The 20,171-nt window shown below is 67.3% G+C and carries 19 protein-coding genes; 15 read left to right on the top strand and 4 right to left on the bottom strand.

Annotation, left to right across the window (positions count from 1 at the left end; all coding sequences use genetic code 11):
* Positions 1 to 963, bottom strand: a 963-nt coding sequence (locus IBX53_RS08670) for a DUF1853 family protein (RefSeq protein WP_290908018.1), incomplete at its 3' end; no start/stop codon positions are given.
* Positions 964 to 1,061: 98 nt separating this feature from the next.
* Between IBX53_RS08670 and IBX53_RS08665 the strand changes: the two genes are divergently transcribed.
* From IBX53_RS08665 to IBX53_RS08630, 8 genes are all read left to right on the top strand, one after another.
* Positions 1,062 to 1,973, top strand: a complete 912-nt coding sequence (locus tag IBX53_RS08665; RefSeq protein WP_290908014.1) for an ABC transporter substrate-binding protein — start codon at positions 1,062 to 1,064, stop codon at positions 1,971 to 1,973.
* 52 nt (positions 1,974 to 2,025) lie between these two features.
* Positions 2,026 to 3,171: an ABC transporter permease gene (locus IBX53_RS08660; RefSeq protein ID WP_290908024.1), complete on the top strand. Its 1,146-nt coding sequence runs from the start codon at positions 2,026 to 2,028 to the stop codon at positions 3,169 to 3,171.
* The gene (locus IBX53_RS08655; RefSeq protein ID WP_290908011.1) at positions 3,168 to 4,112 is read left to right on the top strand and encodes an ABC transporter ATP-binding protein; all 945 of its coding nucleotides are present in this window, start codon (positions 3,168 to 3,170) and stop codon (positions 4,110 to 4,112) included. Before IBX53_RS08660 ends, IBX53_RS08655 begins: the two co-directional genes overlap by 4 nt.
* Before the next feature lie 37 nt (positions 4,113 to 4,149).
* On the top strand, positions 4,150 to 4,881 hold the full coding sequence (locus IBX53_RS08650; RefSeq protein WP_290908021.1) for an ABC transporter permease: 732 nt from the start codon (positions 4,150 to 4,152) through the stop codon (positions 4,879 to 4,881).
* A 169-nt stretch (positions 4,882 to 5,050) separates the two neighbouring features.
* Positions 5,051 to 6,280, top strand: coding sequence for a thiamine pyrophosphate-dependent dehydrogenase E1 component subunit alpha (locus IBX53_RS08645; RefSeq protein WP_290908007.1), 1,230 nt, complete (start codon positions 5,051 to 5,053; stop codon positions 6,278 to 6,280).
* Position 6,281: 1 nt separating this feature from the next.
* Entirely contained in the window at positions 6,282 to 7,259 is a 978-nt protein-coding gene (locus tag IBX53_RS08640; RefSeq protein WP_290908003.1) for a transketolase C-terminal domain-containing protein, read from the top strand.
* Positions 7,260 to 7,302: 43 nt separating this feature from the next.
* The gene (locus tag IBX53_RS08635; protein WP_290908001.1) at positions 7,303 to 8,637 is read left to right on the top strand and encodes a 2-oxo acid dehydrogenase subunit E2; all 1,335 of its coding nucleotides are present in this window, start codon (positions 7,303 to 7,305) and stop codon (positions 8,635 to 8,637) included.
* A gap of 5 nt (positions 8,638 to 8,642) precedes the next feature.
* Positions 8,643 to 10,505 (top strand): protein kinase, encoded by a 1,863-nt coding sequence (locus IBX53_RS08630; protein ID WP_290907998.1) that lies wholly within the window; start codon positions 8,643 to 8,645, stop codon positions 10,503 to 10,505.
* Between the two features lie 4 nt (positions 10,506 to 10,509).
* Here the strand turns inward: IBX53_RS08630 and IBX53_RS08625 are convergent, their stop codons facing one another.
* From IBX53_RS08625 to IBX53_RS08615, 3 genes are all read right to left on the bottom strand, one after another.
* Positions 10,510 to 11,814 carry a TRAP transporter large permease subunit gene (locus IBX53_RS08625; protein WP_290907994.1) on the bottom strand — a complete coding sequence of 435 codons (1,305 nt, stop codon included), beginning with the start codon at positions 11,812 to 11,814 and terminating at the stop codon, positions 10,510 to 10,512.
* 25 nt (positions 11,815 to 11,839) lie between these two features.
* A complete protein-coding gene (locus IBX53_RS08620; protein ID WP_290907990.1) occupies positions 11,840 to 12,403 on the bottom strand; it encodes a TRAP transporter small permease in 564 nt (187 codons plus the stop codon).
* Positions 12,404 to 12,513: 110 nt separating this feature from the next.
* Complete coding sequence (locus IBX53_RS08615; RefSeq protein WP_290907989.1) at positions 12,514 to 13,500, bottom strand: TRAP transporter substrate-binding protein; 987 nt, start codon at positions 13,498 to 13,500, stop codon at positions 12,514 to 12,516.
* A gap of 229 nt (positions 13,501 to 13,729) precedes the next feature.
* Here IBX53_RS08615 and IBX53_RS08610 point away from each other — a divergent pair, with 229 nt between their 5' ends.
* The 7 genes from IBX53_RS08610 to IBX53_RS08580 all read left to right on the top strand — a co-directional run.
* A complete protein-coding gene (locus tag IBX53_RS08610; RefSeq protein ID WP_290907987.1) occupies positions 13,730 to 14,647 on the top strand; it encodes a LysR family transcriptional regulator in 918 nt (305 codons plus the stop codon).
* A gap of 81 nt (positions 14,648 to 14,728) precedes the next feature.
* Positions 14,729 to 15,532 (top strand): putative hydro-lyase, encoded by an 804-nt coding sequence (locus IBX53_RS08605; protein WP_290907985.1) that lies wholly within the window; start codon positions 14,729 to 14,731, stop codon positions 15,530 to 15,532.
* Between the two features lie 38 nt (positions 15,533 to 15,570).
* Positions 15,571 to 16,635: a TRAP transporter substrate-binding protein gene (locus IBX53_RS08600; RefSeq protein WP_290907982.1), complete on the top strand. Its 1,065-nt coding sequence runs from the start codon at positions 15,571 to 15,573 to the stop codon at positions 16,633 to 16,635.
* Between the two features lie 94 nt (positions 16,636 to 16,729).
* Positions 16,730 to 17,326: a TRAP transporter small permease subunit gene (locus IBX53_RS08595; RefSeq protein WP_290907979.1), complete on the top strand. Its 597-nt coding sequence runs from the start codon at positions 16,730 to 16,732 to the stop codon at positions 17,324 to 17,326.
* Entirely contained in the window at positions 17,323 to 18,606 is a 1,284-nt protein-coding gene (locus IBX53_RS08590; RefSeq protein WP_290907975.1) for a TRAP transporter large permease, read from the top strand. The genes IBX53_RS08595 and IBX53_RS08590 overlap by 4 nt, the downstream gene beginning before the upstream one ends.
* Positions 18,607 to 18,705: 99 nt before the next feature.
* Complete coding sequence (locus tag IBX53_RS08585; RefSeq protein ID WP_290907973.1) at positions 18,706 to 19,383, top strand: DUF2848 domain-containing protein; 678 nt, start codon at positions 18,706 to 18,708, stop codon at positions 19,381 to 19,383.
* A 7-nt stretch (positions 19,384 to 19,390) separates the two neighbouring features.
* Positions 19,391 to 20,171: hypothetical protein (locus tag IBX53_RS08580; RefSeq protein ID WP_290907970.1), on the top strand; the 781-nt coding region annotated here is incomplete at its 3' end.

Raw genomic sequence — 20,171 nt, 5'->3', positions numbered from 1 at the left:
GGGCGGCAGCGGGATCTGTCGCGGCCAGTCGTCGGCGACCACGAACAGCCGCCGCCAGCCCGTGTCGGGATGCCACAGGGCGATCTGCAGCGGTGAGGCGGGCCCATGGAAATGATGGGCCAGCTGCGCCTCGAGTTCGCGCAGGGGCAGCAGGTTTTCTCGGCGGGGCAGGGCGAGCCAGTGGGGCTTGCGCAGCCAGGCCCCCCGGGTGCCTGGCGGCAGGGCGTGGCGGTAGTCGCGCCACTGCCACCAGTGAAGCCAGGTGCCCCTCAGGTGCGCCGAGTTTGCTTCCCGGGGTGGCGGCAGCGGCCGGTGCCAGGGCGTGAAGAGCACCCCCGGCATGGCCAGGCGGCGATGGATCTCCAGAGGGCGGTCGGCACTCACGGCATCGCTGGCCAGCAGCTCATGCAGCGCCTGTCGAGTCTCGGGGAGGTCGGTGAGGCGAAGCTGATGCCGATGGAGGTGCTCGCGCTTGCCGGCCAGGCTGTCGGCGCCGCCGGGGCCGATCCAGCGTGCCTGGTCATCTGGCTCGCCCGGGCCTTCGATCAGCCCCAGGTAGTACTTGATGGCGACCTCGAGATGGACCAGGCCCGTCTCGCCGCGGCGGCGATAGAGCAGGTCGAGCTCGCCCAGGGTCAGCTTGCCGCGAAGGATACGCAGGTTGTGGGCCAGCAGCTCGGTGCCGGGGGCGGCCGCCAGCAGGAACTGCCAGAGCCGCTCGTGGTAGAGCCCCATGCGGCCCGTCAGGGTCTCGCCCACGCATGCCTCCAGTGCCTCGGGCGCGGCTTCCAGGTCATCCAGCCAGGCGGCCAGGCGGGCGTCGTCGGCGAGCCCCAGCGTCTCGCGGCCGGGGCGCCCCGGCCAGGGCATGATGAGCAGGTCGGGCACCAGCAGCAGCCACGCCAGGTCGCGGACCAGCGGATGGTGGCAGCGGTCGAGCAGGGGGAGCAGGTCGGGTGGCATGGGGCGGGCGTCCTGTGCGTTGGCGGCGGGGTCTGCAACGACACCGTCGAATCCTTATACTCAGGGTACATTCCTGATCCCCCGGGTGGTATTCCGCCATGCGTATCCCCTTTGCTAGTCTGACCCTGGTCGCCGCCATCTCCGTGATGGGCCTCTCCGCGGCCCAGGCCGATGACCCGGTGGTGGTCTCCTCGAAGATCGACACCGAGGGCTCGGTGCTCGGCCAGCTGATCCTCCAGCGCCTCGAGGCCGGCGGCATCGCGGTGCAGGACCGGCTGCAGCTGGGCGGCACCAGCATCGTGCGCGAGGCCCTGCTGACCGGCGAGATCGACCTCTATCCGGAGTACACCGGCAACGGGGCCTTCTTCTTCGACATGACCGACAGCGATGTCTGGCACGACGCCGAGGCGGCCTATGAGACGGTCCGCGACCGGGACGCCGAGAACGGCCTGGTATGGCTGACGCCGGCGTCGGCCAACAATACCTGGGCGATGAGCGTGCGCGGCGACCTGGCCCGCGAGCACGGCCTGGCGAGCCTCGAGGACCTGGCGAGCTACCTGGAGGCAGGCGGCGATTTCAAGTTCGCGGCCAGCGCCGAGTTCGTGGAGTCCGAGCAGGCGCTGCCGGCGTTTCAGGAGGCCTACGGCTTCACCCTCGGCGATGACCAGCTGCTGGTACTCTCCGGCGGCAACACCGCCTCCACGATGCGCGCCGCGGCCCAGCAGACCAGCGGCGTCAATGCCGCGATGACCTACGGTACCGACGGCGGCCTCAATGCACTGGACCTGTTGGTGCTGGAGGACACCCTGGGGGTGCAGCCGGTCTACCAGCCGGCGCCGGTGGTGCGCGCCGAGGTGCTCGAGGCCTATCCCGAGATCGAGTCGCTGCTGACCCCGCTGTTCCAGGCGCTGGATCTCGAGACCCTGCAGCGCCTCAATGGCGACGTGGCCGTCAACGGGCGGGATCCTCGCCAGGTCGCGGCGGAGTTCCTCGACGGCCTGGAAGGCTGAGGCCGCCGTGCGCAGGGAAGCGCCACCGCCCAATCGCGTGGTGACGGCGCTGATGCTGGCCGCCGCCATGGCCTGGCTGGCGCTGCCGTCGGTGAGCGTCGCCCCCAACCGCATTGTGCCCGGTACGCCGTTCCATGCCCACGAGATCGTCGGCTGGGCCGGTGCCCTGGTGGGGTGCCTGCCGTGGCTTGCCATGGTGGCCCTGGCCTGGCGACCCACGCCCACTCGATACCGCATCGTGCTGGGGTTTGCCGTGCTGCTGCTGGCGGCCCTGCCGGCCTGGCTGGCGGGGGTGGCCGCCCTCCGGATGGATCCTTCCATGCCGCAGGCGCGTCTGGGGATTGGCGCCGCGGTGTGGCTGCTGCTGTTCCTGCTCGGGCTGGTGCTGATCGAGCTGCGGGGTCGGCTGGCCTTGCCGCGGATTGCCGTCTGGTTGCTGCTGGCGCCGGTGGTGCTGGCCTGGTGGCTGGCCTCGTCCCATGGCCTCGAGGCGCTGGCGCTGGTGCAGGAGTACCGGGGGCGAAGCGACCAGTTCGCCGCGGCGGTGATCCAGCACCTGCGGCTGGTCGGCGGTGCCGTCGGGGCCAGTCTGGTGCTGGGCGCGGGCCTGGCGCTGTCCATGCGCCGACATGCCGGCCTCGAAAGGCTCGGTTTCGCGGTGCTCAACTTCCTCCAGACCATTCCCAGCCTGGCGCTGTTCGGCCTGCTGCTGGCCCCGCTCGCCTGGCTCGCCGCCAACGTGGGCTGGCTGAATGCCCTCGGCGTCAGGGGCGTCGGCTGGGCGCCAGCCTTCCTGGCCCTGCTCGGCTACAGCCTGCTGCCCATGGTGCGCAACACCTTCGTGGCGCTGGAAGGCGTGTCGCCACAGGTGCTGGAGTCGGCCCGGGGCATGGGCATGAGCCGCGCCCAGGTGTTCCTGCAGGTACGCCTGCCGCTGGCCCTGCCGGTGGTGATCGAGGGCGTGCGCATCACCACGGTGCAGGCCATCGGCCTGACCGCGGTGGCGGCCCTGATCGGCGCCGGGGGGCTCGGCACCTTCATCTTCCAGGGGCTCGGCCAGGCCGCCATGGACCTGGTGCTGCTGGGGGCCTTGCCGATCCTGGCCATGGCGCTGGTCGCCGATGGCCTGCTCGGCGCCCTGGCCCGGCGGCTGGACCCCCGGCAGTCGCCATCAGCGGGGCAGGAGGCCACGTCATGATCGAACTCATCGAGGTCACCAAGCGGTTCGGCAGCGAGACCGCCGTCGATCGACTCTCGCTGCGGGTTGAGAAGGGCGAGCTCTGCGCCCTGGTGGGGACCTCCGGCTGCGGTAAGTCCACCACCCTGCGCATGATCAACCGCCTGATCGAACACAGCGAGGGCGAGATCCATCTGGAGGGGCGCCAGGTCCGGGAATTCGACGAACAGACGCTGCGGCGCCGCATCGGCTACGTGATCCAGAGCACCGGACTGTTCCCCCACTGGACGGTGGCGCGCAACATCGGCCTGGTGCCGCGGCTGCTCAAGTGGCCGGCGCCCCGCATCCGGGAGCGGGTCGAGGAGCTGATGGCACTGCTGGGCCTGCCCCTGGAGAGCTTCGCCGACAAGTACCCGCACCAGCTCTCGGGTGGCCAGGCCCAGCGGGTCGGGGTCGCCCGGGCGCTGGCCGCCGACCCGGACATCCTGCTGATGGATGAGCCCTTCGGCGCGCTGGACCCGATCACCCGCGAGTCGCTCCAGGCCGAGCTGCGTGACCTGCAGTCACGGCTGCACAAGACCATCGTCTTCGTCACCCACGATATGGACGAGGCGCTGGCCCTGGCCGACCGGCTGGTGGTGATGCGGGCCGGACGCATCGTGCAGCAGGGGACGCCGCTGGCGCTGCTGCGCGAGCCGGCTGACGACTTCGTGGCCTCGCTGCTGGGCGGCGATGACCGCGGCCTCAAGGAGGCCGCCATCATCCGCGTCGCCGAGCGGATGCAGCCGCTGTCGCCACGGCTGCTGCCGCGGGCGCGGGTGCATCGCGATGCCACCCTGCGCCAGGCGCTGGCGGTGATGTTCCGCGAGCACGCCGACCGCCTCGCCGTGGTGGACGACGAGGACATGGCGGTGGGGGAGCTCTCCCTGCGGCGCCTGGTGGAGAGCCGCCGTGAGGCGTGAGCCGATCGGGGCGGGCGGGGCGGGCGGCGCCAGCCGGTTGGCGGCCTGGCGCGCGCCGCTGGCCTGGCTCGCCTGCCTGCTGCTGCTGGCCGCCGGCATGGCCTGGCTGGAGCCGCTGTTCCGCTGGTTCCAGCCCGACACCCGCCAGGTGATCTATCCCCATGCCGACTTCCTGACCCTGCTGGGGCGTCACCTGCTGGTGGTGGGCGTGGCCGCGCTGCTGGCGGTGGTCATCGGCGTGGGGGCCGCGGTGCTGGTCACCCGGCCGGCGGGTCGCGACTTCCTGCCGCTGGTGGCCCAGGCCGCCTCCATGGGGCAGACCTTCCCGCCGGTGGCGGTGCTGGCGCTGGCGGTGCCGGTGCTGGGGTTCGGTACCTGGCCGATCATCGTGGCGCTGCTGCTCTACGGGCTGCTGCCCATCGTGCGTAACACCCTGGCCGGCCTGCAGGGCATCGACCCGTCGGTGCTGGAGGCGGCGCGCGGCATGGGCATGGGCGGCGTCCAGCAGCTGCTGCAGGTCGAGCTCCCCCTGGCGGTGCCGGTGATCCTGGCCGGCATCCGCACCTCGGTGACGATCAACATCGCCACCGCCGCCCTGGGGGCCACGGTGGGGGCCAGCAACCTCGGTGCGCCGATCATCTCCGGTATCGTCAACGGCAATACCGCCTACGTGCTGCAGGGTGCGTTGCTGATCGGCCTGCTGGCGCTGGCCGTGGACAGCGCCTTCGAACGCCTCCAGCGCCGATGGATATCGTCTGGTATTGGATGATCGCAGCAAGAAAAACTGGCTTGGGAGATTCTGGCAGCAATTTGCGTGCATCGATTTTCATTTTACGTTAACGTCACCCTGGGTTGCGTTGACCCGCCAGAGGCAATCCTTCTGGCGAAGGTCGAGGCGAGCAACAACACTGCCCTCAAAAGGGGTGGAGGACACCAAGATGACAACGACAACAGATAGCCATACGCCCGATTTCCTTCGCGGCGACGAGTTTTCGATTTCCACCTTTCGGCTGCTCAGGCAGGACGGCACCCTCCATGAGGGGGGCGAGGCGCCCGACCTCGAGCGCGAGCAGGCGCTGAGGATCTATCGCACCATGGTGGCGACCCGGGTGCTGGATGAGCGGATGATGGCGGCCCAGCGCCAGGGGCGGCTCTCCTTCTACATGCAGTGCACCGGCGAGGAGGCCGCGGTGATCGGCGCAGCGGCGGCGCTCGACGACGCCGACATGATCATGTCCCAGTACCGCGAGCAGGGGGCGCTGGTCTATCGCGGCTTCAGCTACGACGAGTTCATGAACCAGTTGTTCGGCAATGAGCTGGACTACGGCAAGGGCCGCCAGATGCCGATCCACTACGGGTCGCGCAAGCTGCACTACATGACCATCTCGTCGCCCCTGGCCACCCAGATCCCCCAGGCCGCGGGCTACGCCTACGGCCAGAAGCTGTCGGGGGAGGGCCACTGCACCCTGGTCTTCTTCGGCGAGGGGGCCGCCTCCGAGGGCGACTTCCATGCCGCGCTGAACATGGCAGCGGTGCACGAGGTGCCGGTGATCTTCTTCTGCCGCAACAACGGCTATGCGATCTCCACTCCCTCCATCGAGCAGTTCGCCGCCGATGGCGTGGCCCCGCGGGCCTTCGGCTACCGCATGCATGTGATCCGCGTGGATGGCAACGATGTGCTGGCGGTGCTGGCGGCGAGCCGCAAGGCACGCCGGATCGCCGTGGAGGAGAACAAGCCGGTGCTGATCGAGGCGATGACCTACCGCCTGGCGGCCCATTCCTCCTCGGATGATCCCTCCGGCTACCGCTCGAGGAAGGAGGAGGAGGCCTGGCGCGACAAGGACCCCATCCGGCGCATGCAGAACTGGCTGGTGGCCCGGGAGTGGTGGAGCGAGGAGGAGGAGAAGGCGCTCCAGGAGTCGTTGCGCCGCGAAGTGCTGGAGACCATGAAGCGCGCAGAGAAGCGCCCTCCGCCTCCGCTCGACAGCCTGGTCACCGACGTCTATGCGGATGTCACCCCGGCGCTGCAGCGGCAGCTCGACGGCCTCAAGACCCATATTCGCAAGTACCCGGACGCCTATCCGAAGGGGGCTCGCTCCCTGGACCCGGACGTGAGTGCCAGTCTCGATGAAGGCACGCCTGATGCTGACGCCAGGGGAGGAGCCTGAGATGCCGACCATGAACATGCTGCAGGCCATCAACAACGCCCTGGATATCGCCATGGCCGAGGACGAGAAGGTCATCTGCTTCGGTGAGGACGTGGGCTTCTTCGGCGGGGTCTTCCGCGCCACCAGCCACCTGCAGGAGAAGTACGGCCGCGCTCGCTGCTTCAACACGCCGCTGGTGGAGCAGGGCATCATCGGCTTCGCCAATGGCCTGGCGGCCCAGGGCTCGGTGCCGGTGGCGGAGATCCAGTTCGCCGACTACATCTTTCCGGCCTTCGACCAGATCGTCAACGAGACGGCCAAGTACCGCTACCGCTCCGGCGACCTGTTCAATGTTGGCGGCCTGACCATACGCGCCCCCTACGGCGGCGGCATCGCCGGCGGCCACTATCACTCCCAGTCGCCGGAGGCCTACTTCGCGCATACGCCGGGCCTCAAGATCGTGGTGCCGCGGAATCCCTACCAGGCCAAGGGCCTGCTGCTGGCGGCGATCCGCGACCCCGACCCGGTACTCTTCTTCGAACCCAAGCGCCTCTATCGCGCCTCCACCGGCGAGGTACCCGAGGCGGACTACCAGTTGCCCATCGGCGAGGCCGAGGTGACCCGCGAGGGCAGCGACATCACCGTCCTTGGCTGGGGCGCCCAGATGGAGGTGATCGAGCGTGCCGTGGAGCTGGCCGAGAAGGAGGGCATCTCCTGCGAGGTGATCGACCTGCGCTCCATCCTGCCCTGGGACGAGGACAGCGTGGTGGAGTCGGTGCTCAAGACCGGGCGCCTGGTGATCACCCACGAGGCGCCGCTTACCGGCGGCTTCGCCGGCGAGATCGCCGCCACCATACAAGAGCGCTGCTTCCTGTATCTGGAATCGCCCATCGCCCGGGTGACCGGCCTGGATACCCCCTTCCCGCTGACCCTGGAGAAGGAATATCTGCCGGATCACCTGAAGATCTTCGAAGCGATCAAGGCCTCCATGGCCTTCTGATTCCCGATATTCGGCCCGAGCGAGCCAGGACAGGAGCAAGACAATGAGTGATTTCATGCTGCCCGATATCGGTGAAGGTATCGTGGAGTGCGAGGTGGTGGAGTGGCACGTGGCCGAGGGCGACGTGATCGAGGAGGACCAGCCGGTGGTCGAGGTGATGACCGACAAGGCGCTGGTGGAGATCACCGCCCCCGAGGCGGGGCGGGTGACGCGGCTCTACGTGCAGAAGGGCGAGATCGCCAAGGTGCACGCGCCGCTGTTCGGCTACGTGGCCGAAGGCGAGTCCCAGGCCGAGTCGGCGGATGCCCCGGCCTCGACGCCTGACGAGCCGGCACCGTCCGTCGAAGGGGACGCGCCCCAGCCCTCCGAGGGCGGCGCCCCCCAGGTGGCGGCTCATCGGGCCCCGGCCCCCGAGAACACGGAAGGCGCGGGAGACGTGCCGGCTCGCGGCCCCTATGGGCGCATTCCCGCGGCCCCGGCGGTGCGTCGCCTTCTGCGCGAGCATGACCTCGACCTTGAGGCGGTGCCGGGCTCCGGCAAACAGGGGCGGGTGCTCAAGGAGGACGTGCTGGGCTATCTGGAGTCGGAGGATTCCCGGCAGGCAAGGGATCAGGTTCGTGATGCCGCCGACACAGCCGCCACCGGTCGGGCCACCGGCGACCCCGCCAGCGGCGAGGTTCGCATCGAGCCCCTGCGCGGCGTGCGTGCCGTCATGGCGAAGCGCATGGTGGAGGCGGCCAGCACCATTCCCCACTTCCAGTTCGGCGAGGAGATCGACGTCACCGAGCTGCTGGCGCTGCGCGAGCGGTTGAAGCCGCTGGCGGCGGCCGAGGAGACGCGGCTCACGTTGATGCCCTTCTTCATGAAGGCGATAGCGCTGGCGTTGCGCGAGGCGCCGGCGGTCAATGCCCGGCTCAGCGATGACGAAAGCGAGATCCACTACCTCGCCTCGGTCAATGTGGGGATGGCGGTGGACAGCCGCGCCGGCCTGCTGGTGCCCAACGTCAAGGGCGTCGAGCGGCGCAGTCTGCTGTCGGTGGCCGAGGAGGTGGGGCGCCTGACCGAGGCGGCCCGGGCCGGCAGGGTGAGCCAGGAGGACCTCAAGGGCGGCACCATCAGCATCTCCAACATCGGGGCTCTGGGGGGCACCTATGCCGCGCCGATCATCAATGCCCCGGAGGTGGCGATCGTGGCCATCGGCAAGACCCAGTGGCTGCCGCGCTTCGACGCCGAGGAGCGGGTGGTCAAGCGGGCGATCATGACCGTCACCTGGGCCGGCGATCATCGCATCATCGACGGCGGCACCATTGCGCGCTTCTGCAACGCCTGGAAGGGATATCTGGAGGCGCCGGAGACCATGCTGCTCCACTTGGGCTGATGGCCATGACCCAGGCGTCCCTGCAGCAGTTCTATATCCCGGAAGAGCAGTCGATCTACCTGCTCAGCCACCACGACGCCCGCAAGCTCAAGGCGTGGGTGGCGCTGTGCCAGGCCCAGCTCGAGCAGCTGGGCTACCGGGAGATCGCGCTGATCGGCAAGGGCGCCTACGGTTTCGTCTTCGCGGGGATCACCGCGCTCGGCAACGAGTACGTCTTCAAGTTCACGCGGGTCAACCTGCCCCAGCACCTGCAGGACCGCCTCGAGGAGGAGGCCTTCATGCTGGAGCAGGTGGATCACCCGCGGGTGCCCCGGCTGATCGCCTACCAGCGGGTGCGCCACCAGTCGATCCTGGTCATGCAGCGCGCTCCCGGCCTCAACCTCGAGGAGGTGTCGCTGCGCGAGGGGCGACTCTCGCCGCGCCTGGTGGTGCATATCGCCGGCCAGTTGGCCGACATCCTGCGGGCGCTGCGCCGGGAGTCCGGTCCGGCGGGACGACCCATCGTGCATGGCGACATCAAGCCCTCCAACCTGGTGTTCGACGCCGCCACCGAGGCCATCGCCCTGATCGACTGGGGCTCCTCGGTGTTCGCCCAGCTCGATGCCAACCAGCAGTTCGTGGCGGCCAACGTCATGGAGCTGATGTCCGACAACCTCCAGCAGACCAACGCCCGCCTGGGCGACGTCTACTTCATCGGCGAGGAGCAGCTCAATGGGGCGCTCTCCTCGCCGCGCTTCGACGAGCAGGGGGCCGCCGGCACCCTCTATGCGCTGGCCTCGGCGCAGTCCTGCCGCTTCGGTCACCGGGCGATTCCCGCCACCTCCCTGGGCCTGCCGGTGGAGTTCGCCCGCATGCTCGACGGCATGCTGGACCCGGACCCGCAGCTGCGCCTCAGGGCCGGCGACCACTTCCTCCGCGAGATGCCGCGCCTGGCGCGGCTGGTGATGATCGACCTGCCCGAGCCGCCGCCCCAGGCGCTGGTGCCGGTCTGGGTGCGCCCGGCCGAGCGCGAGATCGACACCGTGGTCTACAGCTCCCGCAAGGCCTTCCTGCGCGAGGAGGGGGCGCCCGAGACCCTCAACGACGTCAACGACGTCCAGCTCGACCGCTACTACAAGAACTTCATGCAGGGCATGGGGGAGACCGAGAAGGCCTTCCTGGCCGCGGTGAGCCGTCTGGGGCGCTACCCGGTGGTGGGCGGCCTGGCGGTGCGCTGGGAGGCCGACGGGGTCTATATCGACACCTCGCTGAACCTGCACGACGCCGAGCGGCGCCCGGCCTTCATCGCCGCGGTCAACAACATGGTCCACCTGGCCCGGGCCATCTACCGCCAGGGCATCTTCAAGAGCTGCCTGTTCAACGCCCGCGACACCCTGCACCTGGATCGCGAGGGGCCGGAGCAGCCCTTCCGGCTGGAGCCGGGAATGCGCCTGGCCTATGAGGTCAGCGCGATGCCGGAGCTGGAGGATCGCAGCCGCCTGCACAGCTACTTCGAGGATGGCCCCGACCCCGAGGAGTTCCTGATGCTGCCCGAGCAGATCATCACCTCCCTGGAGGCGCTCAACGAGATTCACCACACCGGCATGATCATCTTCGAGGCGCTTCCCCAGCACCTCAAGGTCCACAGCTACTACCGCCTGCTGGACCCCTCCCGGGAGGCGGACTTTCGCCGCCGGCTGGAGGAGATCCTCGACGCCGTGGGGCTGATCGAGGGGCTTGGCGTCTCCGGCTTCATGAAGATGCCCTACAAGGACACCCGCTTCTTCCCCCACGTGGAGCGTCAGCCGGAGCGGTTCTATCCCCGCGACCCGCGTGCCGTGCTGAGGGAGGCGGGACGAGAATCGGTGCGCGAGACCGAGGGCCGTTGATCGCTCAGCGATTCATGGCCTCGGGCAGGTAGAGGGCGATCTCGGGGAACAGGTGCATCAGGGCGATGGCCAGCAGCATCAGCAGGAAGAAGGGCAGGGTGGCCCGGGTGATGGTCAGGATGTCCTTGCCGGTCAGACCCTGGATCACGAACAGGTTGAAGCCCACCGGCGGAGTGATCTGCGACATCTCCACCACGATCACCAGGTAGATGCCGAACCAGATCAGGTCGAAGCCGGCCGCGCTGATCACCGGCATGATGATGGCCGTGACCAGCAGGATCAGGGAGATCCCGTCCAGGAAGCAGCCCATGATCAGCAGCAGCAGGGTCAGCATCACCAGCAGCATCGTCGGCGAGAGGCCCATCTCGCCGATGGCCCGGGCGAGCTGCATAGGCACCTGGGTGAAGCCCATCGCCGAGGTGAGAAAGGAGGCGCCGGCGATGATGAAGGCGATCATGCAGGCGGTACGAATAGCGGCGAACAGCGAGTCCAGGAAGATGGTCCTCCCGAAGTGACCGTTCATGCGGGCGATCAGCATCGACAGCACCACGCCCACGGCTGCCGCCTCGGTGGGTGAGGCCAGGCCACCGTAGATGGAGAAGATGATCCCGCCGATCAGCGCCAGGATGGGAATCAGCGACCAGGTCTGACGCAGCTTCTGGGCCAGCGGCAGGGAGGATTCGTCCTGGCCGGTCAGCCCCTGGCGGTTGCCCTTGAGCAGCGCCCATAGGATCAGGAAGCTCATGAAGAGCCCGAGGATCATCAGCCCCGGACCGACGCCGGCCATGAACAGGCGGGAGATGGACTGCTCGGTGACCACGCCGTAGACGATCAGCACGATCGAGGGGGGGATCAGCAGCCCCAGGGTGGAGGCGCTGGCCAGGGTGCCGATGGCCATCTGGGGGTCATAGCCGCGGCGCTCCAGCTCCGGCAGCGTCATCTTGCCGACCGTGGCGCAGGTCGCCGCCGAGGAGCCGCAGACCGCGGCGAACATGCCGCTGCCGATGATGTTGGTATGCAGCAGCCGGCCGGGCAGGCGGTTCAGCCAGGGGGAGAGCCCCCGGAACATGTTGTCGGCCAGTCCCGAGCGGAACAGTATCTCGCCCATCCAGATGAACATCGGCAGCGCTGTCAGGTCCCAGCCGTAGCTGGCGCCCCAGAAGTCCGAGGCCAGGATGGGGCCGGGTGCGAAGGGGGTGAAGAATGCCAGGGCGACCCAGGCGGTGCCGATCAGGGCGAAGGCGATCCAGACGCCGCTGCCGAGGAGAATCGCCAGGGTGACAATACTGGCCAGGCTGAGGATCAGCACGGTGGTGACTCCGGATGGGCTGGGTTCATGTCAGGTCGCTGTCGTCGCCGTCGGTGTGCTCGCGGAAGCCGTCAGGGTCCCTGGCGGCAATGCGCAGGGTCATGACCAGAGCCTCGGCCAGCGCCAGGCAGAGCAGCCCGACACCGGTCGCCAGAACGGTCTGGGGAATCCACAGCGGAATCGACAGGAAACCCGAGGAGACGTCCCGGTAGTGCATGCTCTCGCGGGCCAGTTCGATGAGGCCGTATCCCAGCAGCAGGCTGATGGCCAGTGCCACGATCAGGCAGGCTACCTCGAACCAGACCCGGATCCGGGACGGCAGTCGAGAGATGAGCAGGGTCACCCGAATGTGGGCGTGATGGACAAAGGTATAGGCGAGCCCCAGAAAGGTCGCCCCCACCAGCAGGTAGGCGGCGATCTCCGAGACGCCGGTGATCCCGAGGCCAAGCCGGCGCAATCCGACCAGCATCAGCAGGGCATCCAGCACCCGGAAGGTCACTTGCAGGGCCACCAGGGCGCAGATCGTCACCATGCAGGCGGCAGCCCCCCAGGCGCCCAGACGATAGAGCAGCGCAAACTTGAAGGTCATGGCAGGCTCCTGTCGGGCGGCCGCCGCGGCGAGGGGACGCCGCGGCGGCCGGGGCTCACGTCGCTGTTGCTCGTGGCCTGTTCAGTGCTGAATCACCGCGGGTGCAGTGCTCACTCATCCAGCCCGGCGCGGTAGGCCTCGAGCAGCTCCAGTGCCTCTGCGCCGGCGCGTTCCTGCCAGTCGGTGAAGAGCCGGTCGCCGGCCGCCTGCAGGGCCTCGGCGACCGCCTCGTTGGGCGCCACTACAGAGACGCCGTTGTCCTGCAGGGCCTGCAGGCTGGTCTCGTTGTTGTCGCGGCTCATCTGCCAGCCCCGCTCCTCGGCACGTGCCGCCGCCTCCAGCAGGGCCTCCTGGGTGGCCTCATCCAGGCGGTCGAAGGCGCGCTGGTTGATGAAGACGATGTTCTTGGGTAGCCACAGGTTGGCGTCGGTGTAGAAGGAAAGGTAGTCCCAGGCGGTCATGGCATTGCCGGTGGCGCTGGAGGTGATCATGGCGTCCACCCGGCCGGTGCTGAAGGCGGTGGGGATGTCCGACTCCTCGGTCTCGGTGGGGCTGCCGCCCAGGTTCTGCACGAAGCGCTGGGTATTGATATTGGGCGCCCGGACGCGCAGGCCCTCGAACTGCTCGGTGTCGGTGATCTCCGTGCGAGTGTAGAGGCCCTGGGCCGGCCAGGCCACGGCATAGAGCGGCATGAGCCCTTCCGCCGCGAACAGCTCGCCGATCATCGGCCGCGTGGTCTCCCACAGGGCCATGGCCTCCTCGTAGCTGCCGGCCACGCCGGGCAGGGTATCGATCTCGAAGATCGGATCCTCGTTGGACAGGATCGACAGGAAGATCTCGCCCGCCTCGATGGTACCGCGACGCACCGACGGCTTGATCTCGCCGTGGGCCACCAGCGAGCCTCCGCTGTGGACGTTGATACGCAGCTCGCCGTCGGTGGCCTCGGCCACGTCCTCGGCAAACTGCTTGACGTTCTGGGTGTGGAAGCTGGCGTCCCCGTAGGGCGTGGCCATGTTCCATTCGGCAGCCTGGGCCGTACCGGCAATGGCCAGCACGGAGAGGGGGACCAGCAGCGGCTTGAAGCGACGTGGACTCATCACGGGGACCTCTTGTGGAATGCCTGTGGCAGTGGTCGGGACAGACCGAATCCTAGCAGTTGCCTGGGCGCCCGCCCGCTCGCCGTTTCGACAATCTTTAAACGGTGCCCGCCGGTCGGCAGCGGATGTGATACGTTTCTTCTATCAAGATGACGGGATGCATGATCGATATTGCTTGTTCGAGAGGTGCTCGCCGTCACCGTGGTGTCGCGGGCCAAGGGAGTGACCGATGAACATCAGGACGCTGGAAACCTTCGTATGGATCGCCCGGCTGGGCAGCTTCCGGGCCACCGCCAAGCGCCTCTATGCCTCCCAGCCCACCATCTCCGCCAGGATTTCCAGCCTCGAGGATGAGCTGCGCACCGAACTGTTCGATCGCAGCAACAGGAAGGCGGTCCTCACGGCCAAGGGCCGCCAGCTGCTGGTCTACGCGGAGAAGATCCTCCAGTTGCACTCCGAGCTTCTGGAAACGGTCGCCCGGCCCGACGCCATCCATGGAACCATCCGCCTGGGTGTCTCGGAGACCATCGCCTACACCTGGTTGCCGCGGCTGATCGAGAAGATCAGCGAGGCCTATCCGGCCATCAACCTCGAGCTGGACGTGGACATCTCCATCAACCTGGCGGAAAAACTCACCAGTCGGGAGATCGATATCGCTTTCCTGATCGGTGAGGTCAACCAGCCCGATTTCGTCAGCCGCCCCTTCTGCCGGTACTCCCTGGTCTGGGTGGCCAGCTCGACGATTCCGCTTCCCGAGGAGCCGATCACCCTGGCGGACCTGTCCAGGATCCCGATCATCACCTATCCGCGGCGCAGCGAGCCCTATGCCAATATCCGCTCCCTGGTGACCCCCACGAACCACCCCACGCAGATACACTCGAGCTCGTCGCTCTCGACCATCATCAGGATGACCGTGGATGGCCTCGGCATCAGTGCCCTGCCGCGCGAGATACTCACCCGGGAGCTGGCCTCCGGGGCGTTACGGGAATTCCGGGTCGAGGCCACGTTGCCCGACCTGGTGTTCAGCACGGCCTACAGCGCTTCACCCGGCGCCGGCGTGGTCCGCGCGGTGGCCGAGCTGGCGCTTGCCACGGTGGCGGAAGGGGACAGGACCCAGGGTCGGCCGCAGGATGATCAGCTTTATTGATCGAAAGTGATCTTAAATATCGATTTGATGTGATCAATTGTTCTGCCTTACCTTGTCATGACCGCAAGGAGAGGCATGACAATGACCCCAACAACACTCCCTCACGGCGATGACGGTCCGCGAGCCGTTCGCCTCGCCGCACGCCAGGGCACCCTCGTCGGGCCCACCGCCGGGCTGGCCAGGGGCTATGTCCAGGTGAACCTGGTGATCCTTCCCGAGCCCCAGGCCAACGGCTTCCTGCGTTTCTGCCAGTCCAATCCCAAGCCTTGCCCCTTGCTGGCCGTCAGCGAGCCCGGTGATCGAGGCTGCGGCATCCTGGGTGAGGATCTGGATATCGCCCGTGACGTTCCCGCCTACTGCCTCTACCGCGACGGTCGCCTCGATGGAACGGTGCATGACGTATCGGACGTCTGGCGCGATGACCTGGTGACCTTTGCGCTGGGCTGTTCCTTCACCTTCGAGCATGCCCTGGTGCTGGATGGTCTTCCGGTGCGTCACATCGACGAGGGACGCAATGTCCCGATGTACAACACCTCCGTGCCGCTGACGTCGGCGGGGGGCTTCGGGGGTCGCCTGGTGGTTTCCATGCGCCCCTACCGGGCGGCCGATGCCATCCGGTCGATCCAGATCACCACCCGCTATCCTCAGGCCCACGGTGCACCGGTCCATCTGGGCGACCCCGCGCTGATCGGTATCGAGGATCTTCGCTCACCTGACTACGGTGATGCGGTGACGGTTGGCGAAGATGAGATTCCGGTGTTCTGGGCCTGCGGGGTGACGCCCCAGCAGGTACTGATCGAGTCCGGCATCGCATTCGCCATCACCCATAGCCCGGGCCATATGCTGATCACGGATATTCCCGACAGCCGCCTGGCCCTGCTGTAACCCCTGGAAAACCAACAACTCCAACAGAGGTACCTCCCATGATGACAACCAAACGCCTTGTGACTGCCGTGGCTGCCGGCATGCTGGTCGCCGCTTCCCAGGGCCAGGCCCAGGAGCTGGACGAGACCAGCATCGCCTACGTGGGCAGCTGGAGCAGCCTGTCGCTCTACCAGAACTTCGAGCGCCCCTTCTGGGAGCGCCACCTGCCCGAGGCCTCGGGGGGGCGGATCACGACCGATGTCACCACCTTCGACCAGATGGGCCTGGGGGGCGGCGAGGTATACCGCCTGATGAGCCGCGACGTCATCGAGGTCACCTCCACGGTCGTCAACTATGCCGTGCAGGATGCGCCCGAACTGGAAGGCCTGGACATGCCGATGATCGCCCCGGACGTCGAGACGGCTCGCAAGGTGGCCGATGCCTACCGTCCGGTGCTGGCCGATGCCTTCACGGAGCGTTTTCGCGATGCGCATCTTCTCGCTGTGGTCCCCTATCCCTCGCAGATGGTCTTCTGCAACGTCGCCATCGATGGGCTCTCCGACCTGGCCGGCAAGAAGGTCAGGGCCAGCGGCAGGACCACCGCCGAGTTCCTCGAGGCGCTGGGCGCCGAGGGCATCACGCTGAACTTCAGCGAGGTGCCGGGCGCCCTGCAGCGCGGTGTCATCGACTGCGCCGTGACGGGGTCGCTGTCCGGCTACAGCTCGGGCTGGTACGAGGTGTCCACCCACCTCTACCCGCTCCCCGTGGGCGGCTGGGATCATGTGGTGACCGCCATGAACGGCAAGAAGTGGGCCTCGCTCTCCACCGAGACCCAGGAATGGCTGACCGCCGAGATTCGCGATAACTACGAGAATCCGGTATGGGAATCTGCCGTGGAGGAGACCCGCGAGGGGATCGCCTGCCTGACCGGTGAAGGGGAGTGCACCCGTGGCGATCCGGGCAACATGGTGCTGGTCGAGGCCACTGATGAGGACTATACCGAGGCGACCCGCCACCTCGAGGAGACCCTGCTGCCGAACTGGGCCAACCGTGTCGACCAGGAGTGGGTGGACCGCTGGAACGAGACCATCGGCAGCGTCACCGGCCTGACCGCGTCCAAGTAAGCGCCCTCGGGCACGCGCTGCTCCAGCGGTGCGTGTCCGACCCACCATTGGCGACCGGGCTGCCTGGTGGTCCGGCCTCGTCCTGGAGCGTGACATGTTGCAAACGATCAATACCACTCTCGACCGGGTGCTCGACGGTGTGCAGGCGGGTTCGTTATGGATGGCGCGGGCAGGGGGCGTATTGATCCTCATGACCGTGGTGCTGGTGACCATCGAGGTGTTCTCGCGCCAGCTGGTGGGACGCTCCGCGGTCCATGCCACCGAACTGACCGGCTATGTCATGGCGATCAGCACCAGTTGGGCGTTTGCCTACACTCTGATGCGCAAGGCGCACATCCGGATCGATGCGCTATACCTCAACTTCCCCATACGCGTCCGTGGCGTGTTGGACCTGCTCGCCCTGCTGGCCATGGCGTGGTTCTGCATCCTCGTGGCGGGGGCTGCCTTCGAGGTCGCCAAGGATTCCTACCTCGCGGGTGCAACCGCCAACACGCCGCTGGGCACGCCGATATGGATTCCCCAGTTCCTGTGGGTGATCGGCCTTGGCTGGTTCAGCCTGGCCGTTGGCCTCATGGGGCTTCGTGTCCTGCTGGGTCTGCTGGCGAATGATGTTGATGGCGTACAGAAGCTTGCCGGCAGTCCGACGCTCGACGAGCAGATCAGCGATGAAAACCACGAGGCTACCTCATGATCCTTACCACTCTGCTGATCCTGCTCGTGCTGCTGGTGTTGAGCATTCCGGTGGCTGCCACGCTGATCGTGCTGGGCCTGTTTCTCGATGAAGTCTACTCGCCCTTTCCCCTTTCCCGCGCCATGGGGGATGTCATCTGGTCGGCGTCGGACAGCTTCCTGCTGATCGCCATCCCCCTGTTCATCCTGCTGGGTGAAATCCTGGTGCGCACCGGGATCGCCAAGGGCACCTATCGAGCGCTGGAAAGCTGGCTCTCCTGGCTGCCGGGTGGCCTGCTGCATGCCAATATCGGCACGGCGACGCTGTTCTCGGCGACGTCCGGTTCCAGCGTCGCCACCGCGGCGACCATCGGCACCGTGGCGCTCCCCCAGGGCAAGGCGATGAAGTACGATCCCAAGCTGTTCACCGGCTCGATCGCGGCCGGGGGCACCCTGGGCATCATGATTCCCCCCTCCATCAACCTGATCGTCTACGGCTTCCTGACCGAGACCTCGATCCCCAAACTGTTCGCCGCCGGGCTGGTGCCGGGTCTCTTGCTGGCCCTGCTGTTCATGGCGGGTACCGCGTTGCTCTGCATGTGGCGTCCGAGCCTGGGTGGTCCCAGCAGTTCGCACACCTGGTCGGAACGCATGTCAGGCCTGAGGCATCTCGTGCCGGTGCTGATCCTGTTCGGCGTGGTGGTGGGTTCGATCTACGCCGGGCTGGCGACCCCGACCGAGGCGGCTTCCCTCGGGGTGATAGGGGCGCTGTTGATCGCGGCGTTCATGCGCAAGCTGTCGCTTTCGATCATTGTCCAGGCGCTGGATGGCACCATGCGCACCACCGGCATGATCATGCTGATCATCATCGCCTCCTACTTCCTCAACTTCGTGCTGGCCTCCACCGGGGTGACCCGCGAGCTGACCGGATTCCTGGAAGCAGCAGGCCTCGGGCCCTATGCCACGCTGATGTTGGTGATCGCGCTCTACATCGTGCTGGGTTTCTTTATCGAGACGCTGTCGCTGATGGTGATCACCATCCCGATCGTGGCGCCCATCATCATCGGCATGGGATTCGATCCGGTGTGGTTCGGCATCCTGCTGATCCTGCTGATCGAGATGGCGTTGATCACCCCGCCGGTGGGGCTCAATCTCTATGTGGTGCAGGGGGTGAGACAGGGCGGTTCCTTCAACGACGTGATGGCGGGCGCCATGCCCTATGTCGGCTTCATGTTCCTCATGGCCATCCTGTTGATCCTCTTCCCGTCGTTGGCCATGTTCCTGCCGAACATGCTGGGCTGAGGGCAATGCGATCCATCCATTCCGGGGGTGTCTCGGCAAGGCATGACGCGCCGAGCCGCCCCGGATCACCAGGCCACACTCAATGACAGGAATCCGCGTATGACGACATTCGAACTGGCGGACAGCGGCGAGTCCGTGGACGTCGATGTGCAGGAACTGATCATCGCCGGCTGGGCCGGTCGCGAGCAGGCGGGCATCGACGAGCATATCGAGGAGCTCAAGGCGATCGGCGTCACTCCGCCCTCGACCACGCCGCTCTTCTATCGTGTCTCCGCGGACCAGCTGACCACCGCCGACACCATCCAGGTGCTGGGCAATGCCAGCAGCGGTGAAGTGGAAGTGGTCCTGATCGGCTCGCCTGAAGGCACCCTGGTGGGCATCGGTTCCGACCATACCGACCGGGAAGCCGAGGCCTGGTCGGTAGCGCACTCCAAGCAGGTCTGTGCCAAGCCGGTGAGTCGGCAGGTGTGGCCCCTCGATGAGGTTATCGACCACTGGGACGAGCTGACCATGGCCTCCTGGGCCACCATCGATGGGGAAGAGGTGCTCTATCAGCAGGGGCGGGTGACGGGACTCTTGCCCCCAGGGGAGTTGCTGCAGCGTTTCGGGCTCGAGCAGACGCGCCTGGCGCCCGGCCAGGTCATGCTTTGCGGCACCCTGCCGGTGATCGGTGGCGTGCGCGCCGCCGATGCCTTCCGCATGGTGCTGGAGGACCCCGTGCGCGGCCGTGAGATCCATCACCGGTATCGGGTGCAGTCGCTGCCGGTGATCGCTTGATAGCCCGATGCTGATCGTCCTGTTCGTCAAGCTGATCGCCACGGCGGCGGTGGTGATCGGGGTGTCGCTGGCGGTCGGCAAGCTGGGATCGCGGCTGGGTGGCATCATCGCCGGCACGCCCATCATCCTGGGGCCCGGCTACTTCTTCATGCTTCAGGAGCATCCACCGGCGTTCATCCAGGCCGCAGCACTCTCGACCCTGCATGCCCTGGTCGCCACCCTGCTGTTCAGCATCAGCTTCGTGGTGACCGCCGGACGGTTGAGCGCCCTGGCCAGCCTGGGCATCGCCACGCTGTGCTGGGTCCCCGCAGCGCTGCTGTTCTCGAGGGTGCCGGGGGGTGTCGCGGTCGCGATGCTGATGTACTTCGCCATGCTGCTGCTGGCCGAGGGGATCCGGCGGGCGCTCAGGCTGCGCCAGCCGGTCGTCGTGGCGCGCTCCGGCTGGTTCGACCTGGTGCTGCGAGGACTGCTGGCGGGTGTGCTGGTGAGCGTGGCGACCACCCTGGCGGTCGAGTCGGGGCCGCTGCTTTCCGGCATGCTGGTGGGGTTCCCGGTGGGGCTGTTTACCATCGGCTGGACCCTGCATGAGCGTTACGGCCCCGATGTGGCGCGTGCCACGGTGAGCATGGCCCAGAAGGGCATGCTGAGCCTGGTCGCCTTCGGCGTGGTAACCGCGACGCTTGTCGGCCACTTGCCCCCGATGGGGGTCTTCCTGCTCTCGCTGCTGGCCTCCATGGCCGTCAGCGCCACGCTCTTCCTGGTCAGCCAATGGCAGTTCCGGCGTGCCT

The organism is Halomonas sp., assembly GCF_014859505.1.
GTDB lineage: Bacteria > Pseudomonadota > Gammaproteobacteria > Pseudomonadales > Halomonadaceae > Halomonas.
Note: the sequence above shows the minus strand (reverse complement) of the source record. Positions and strands in the feature narration are given on the sequence as shown.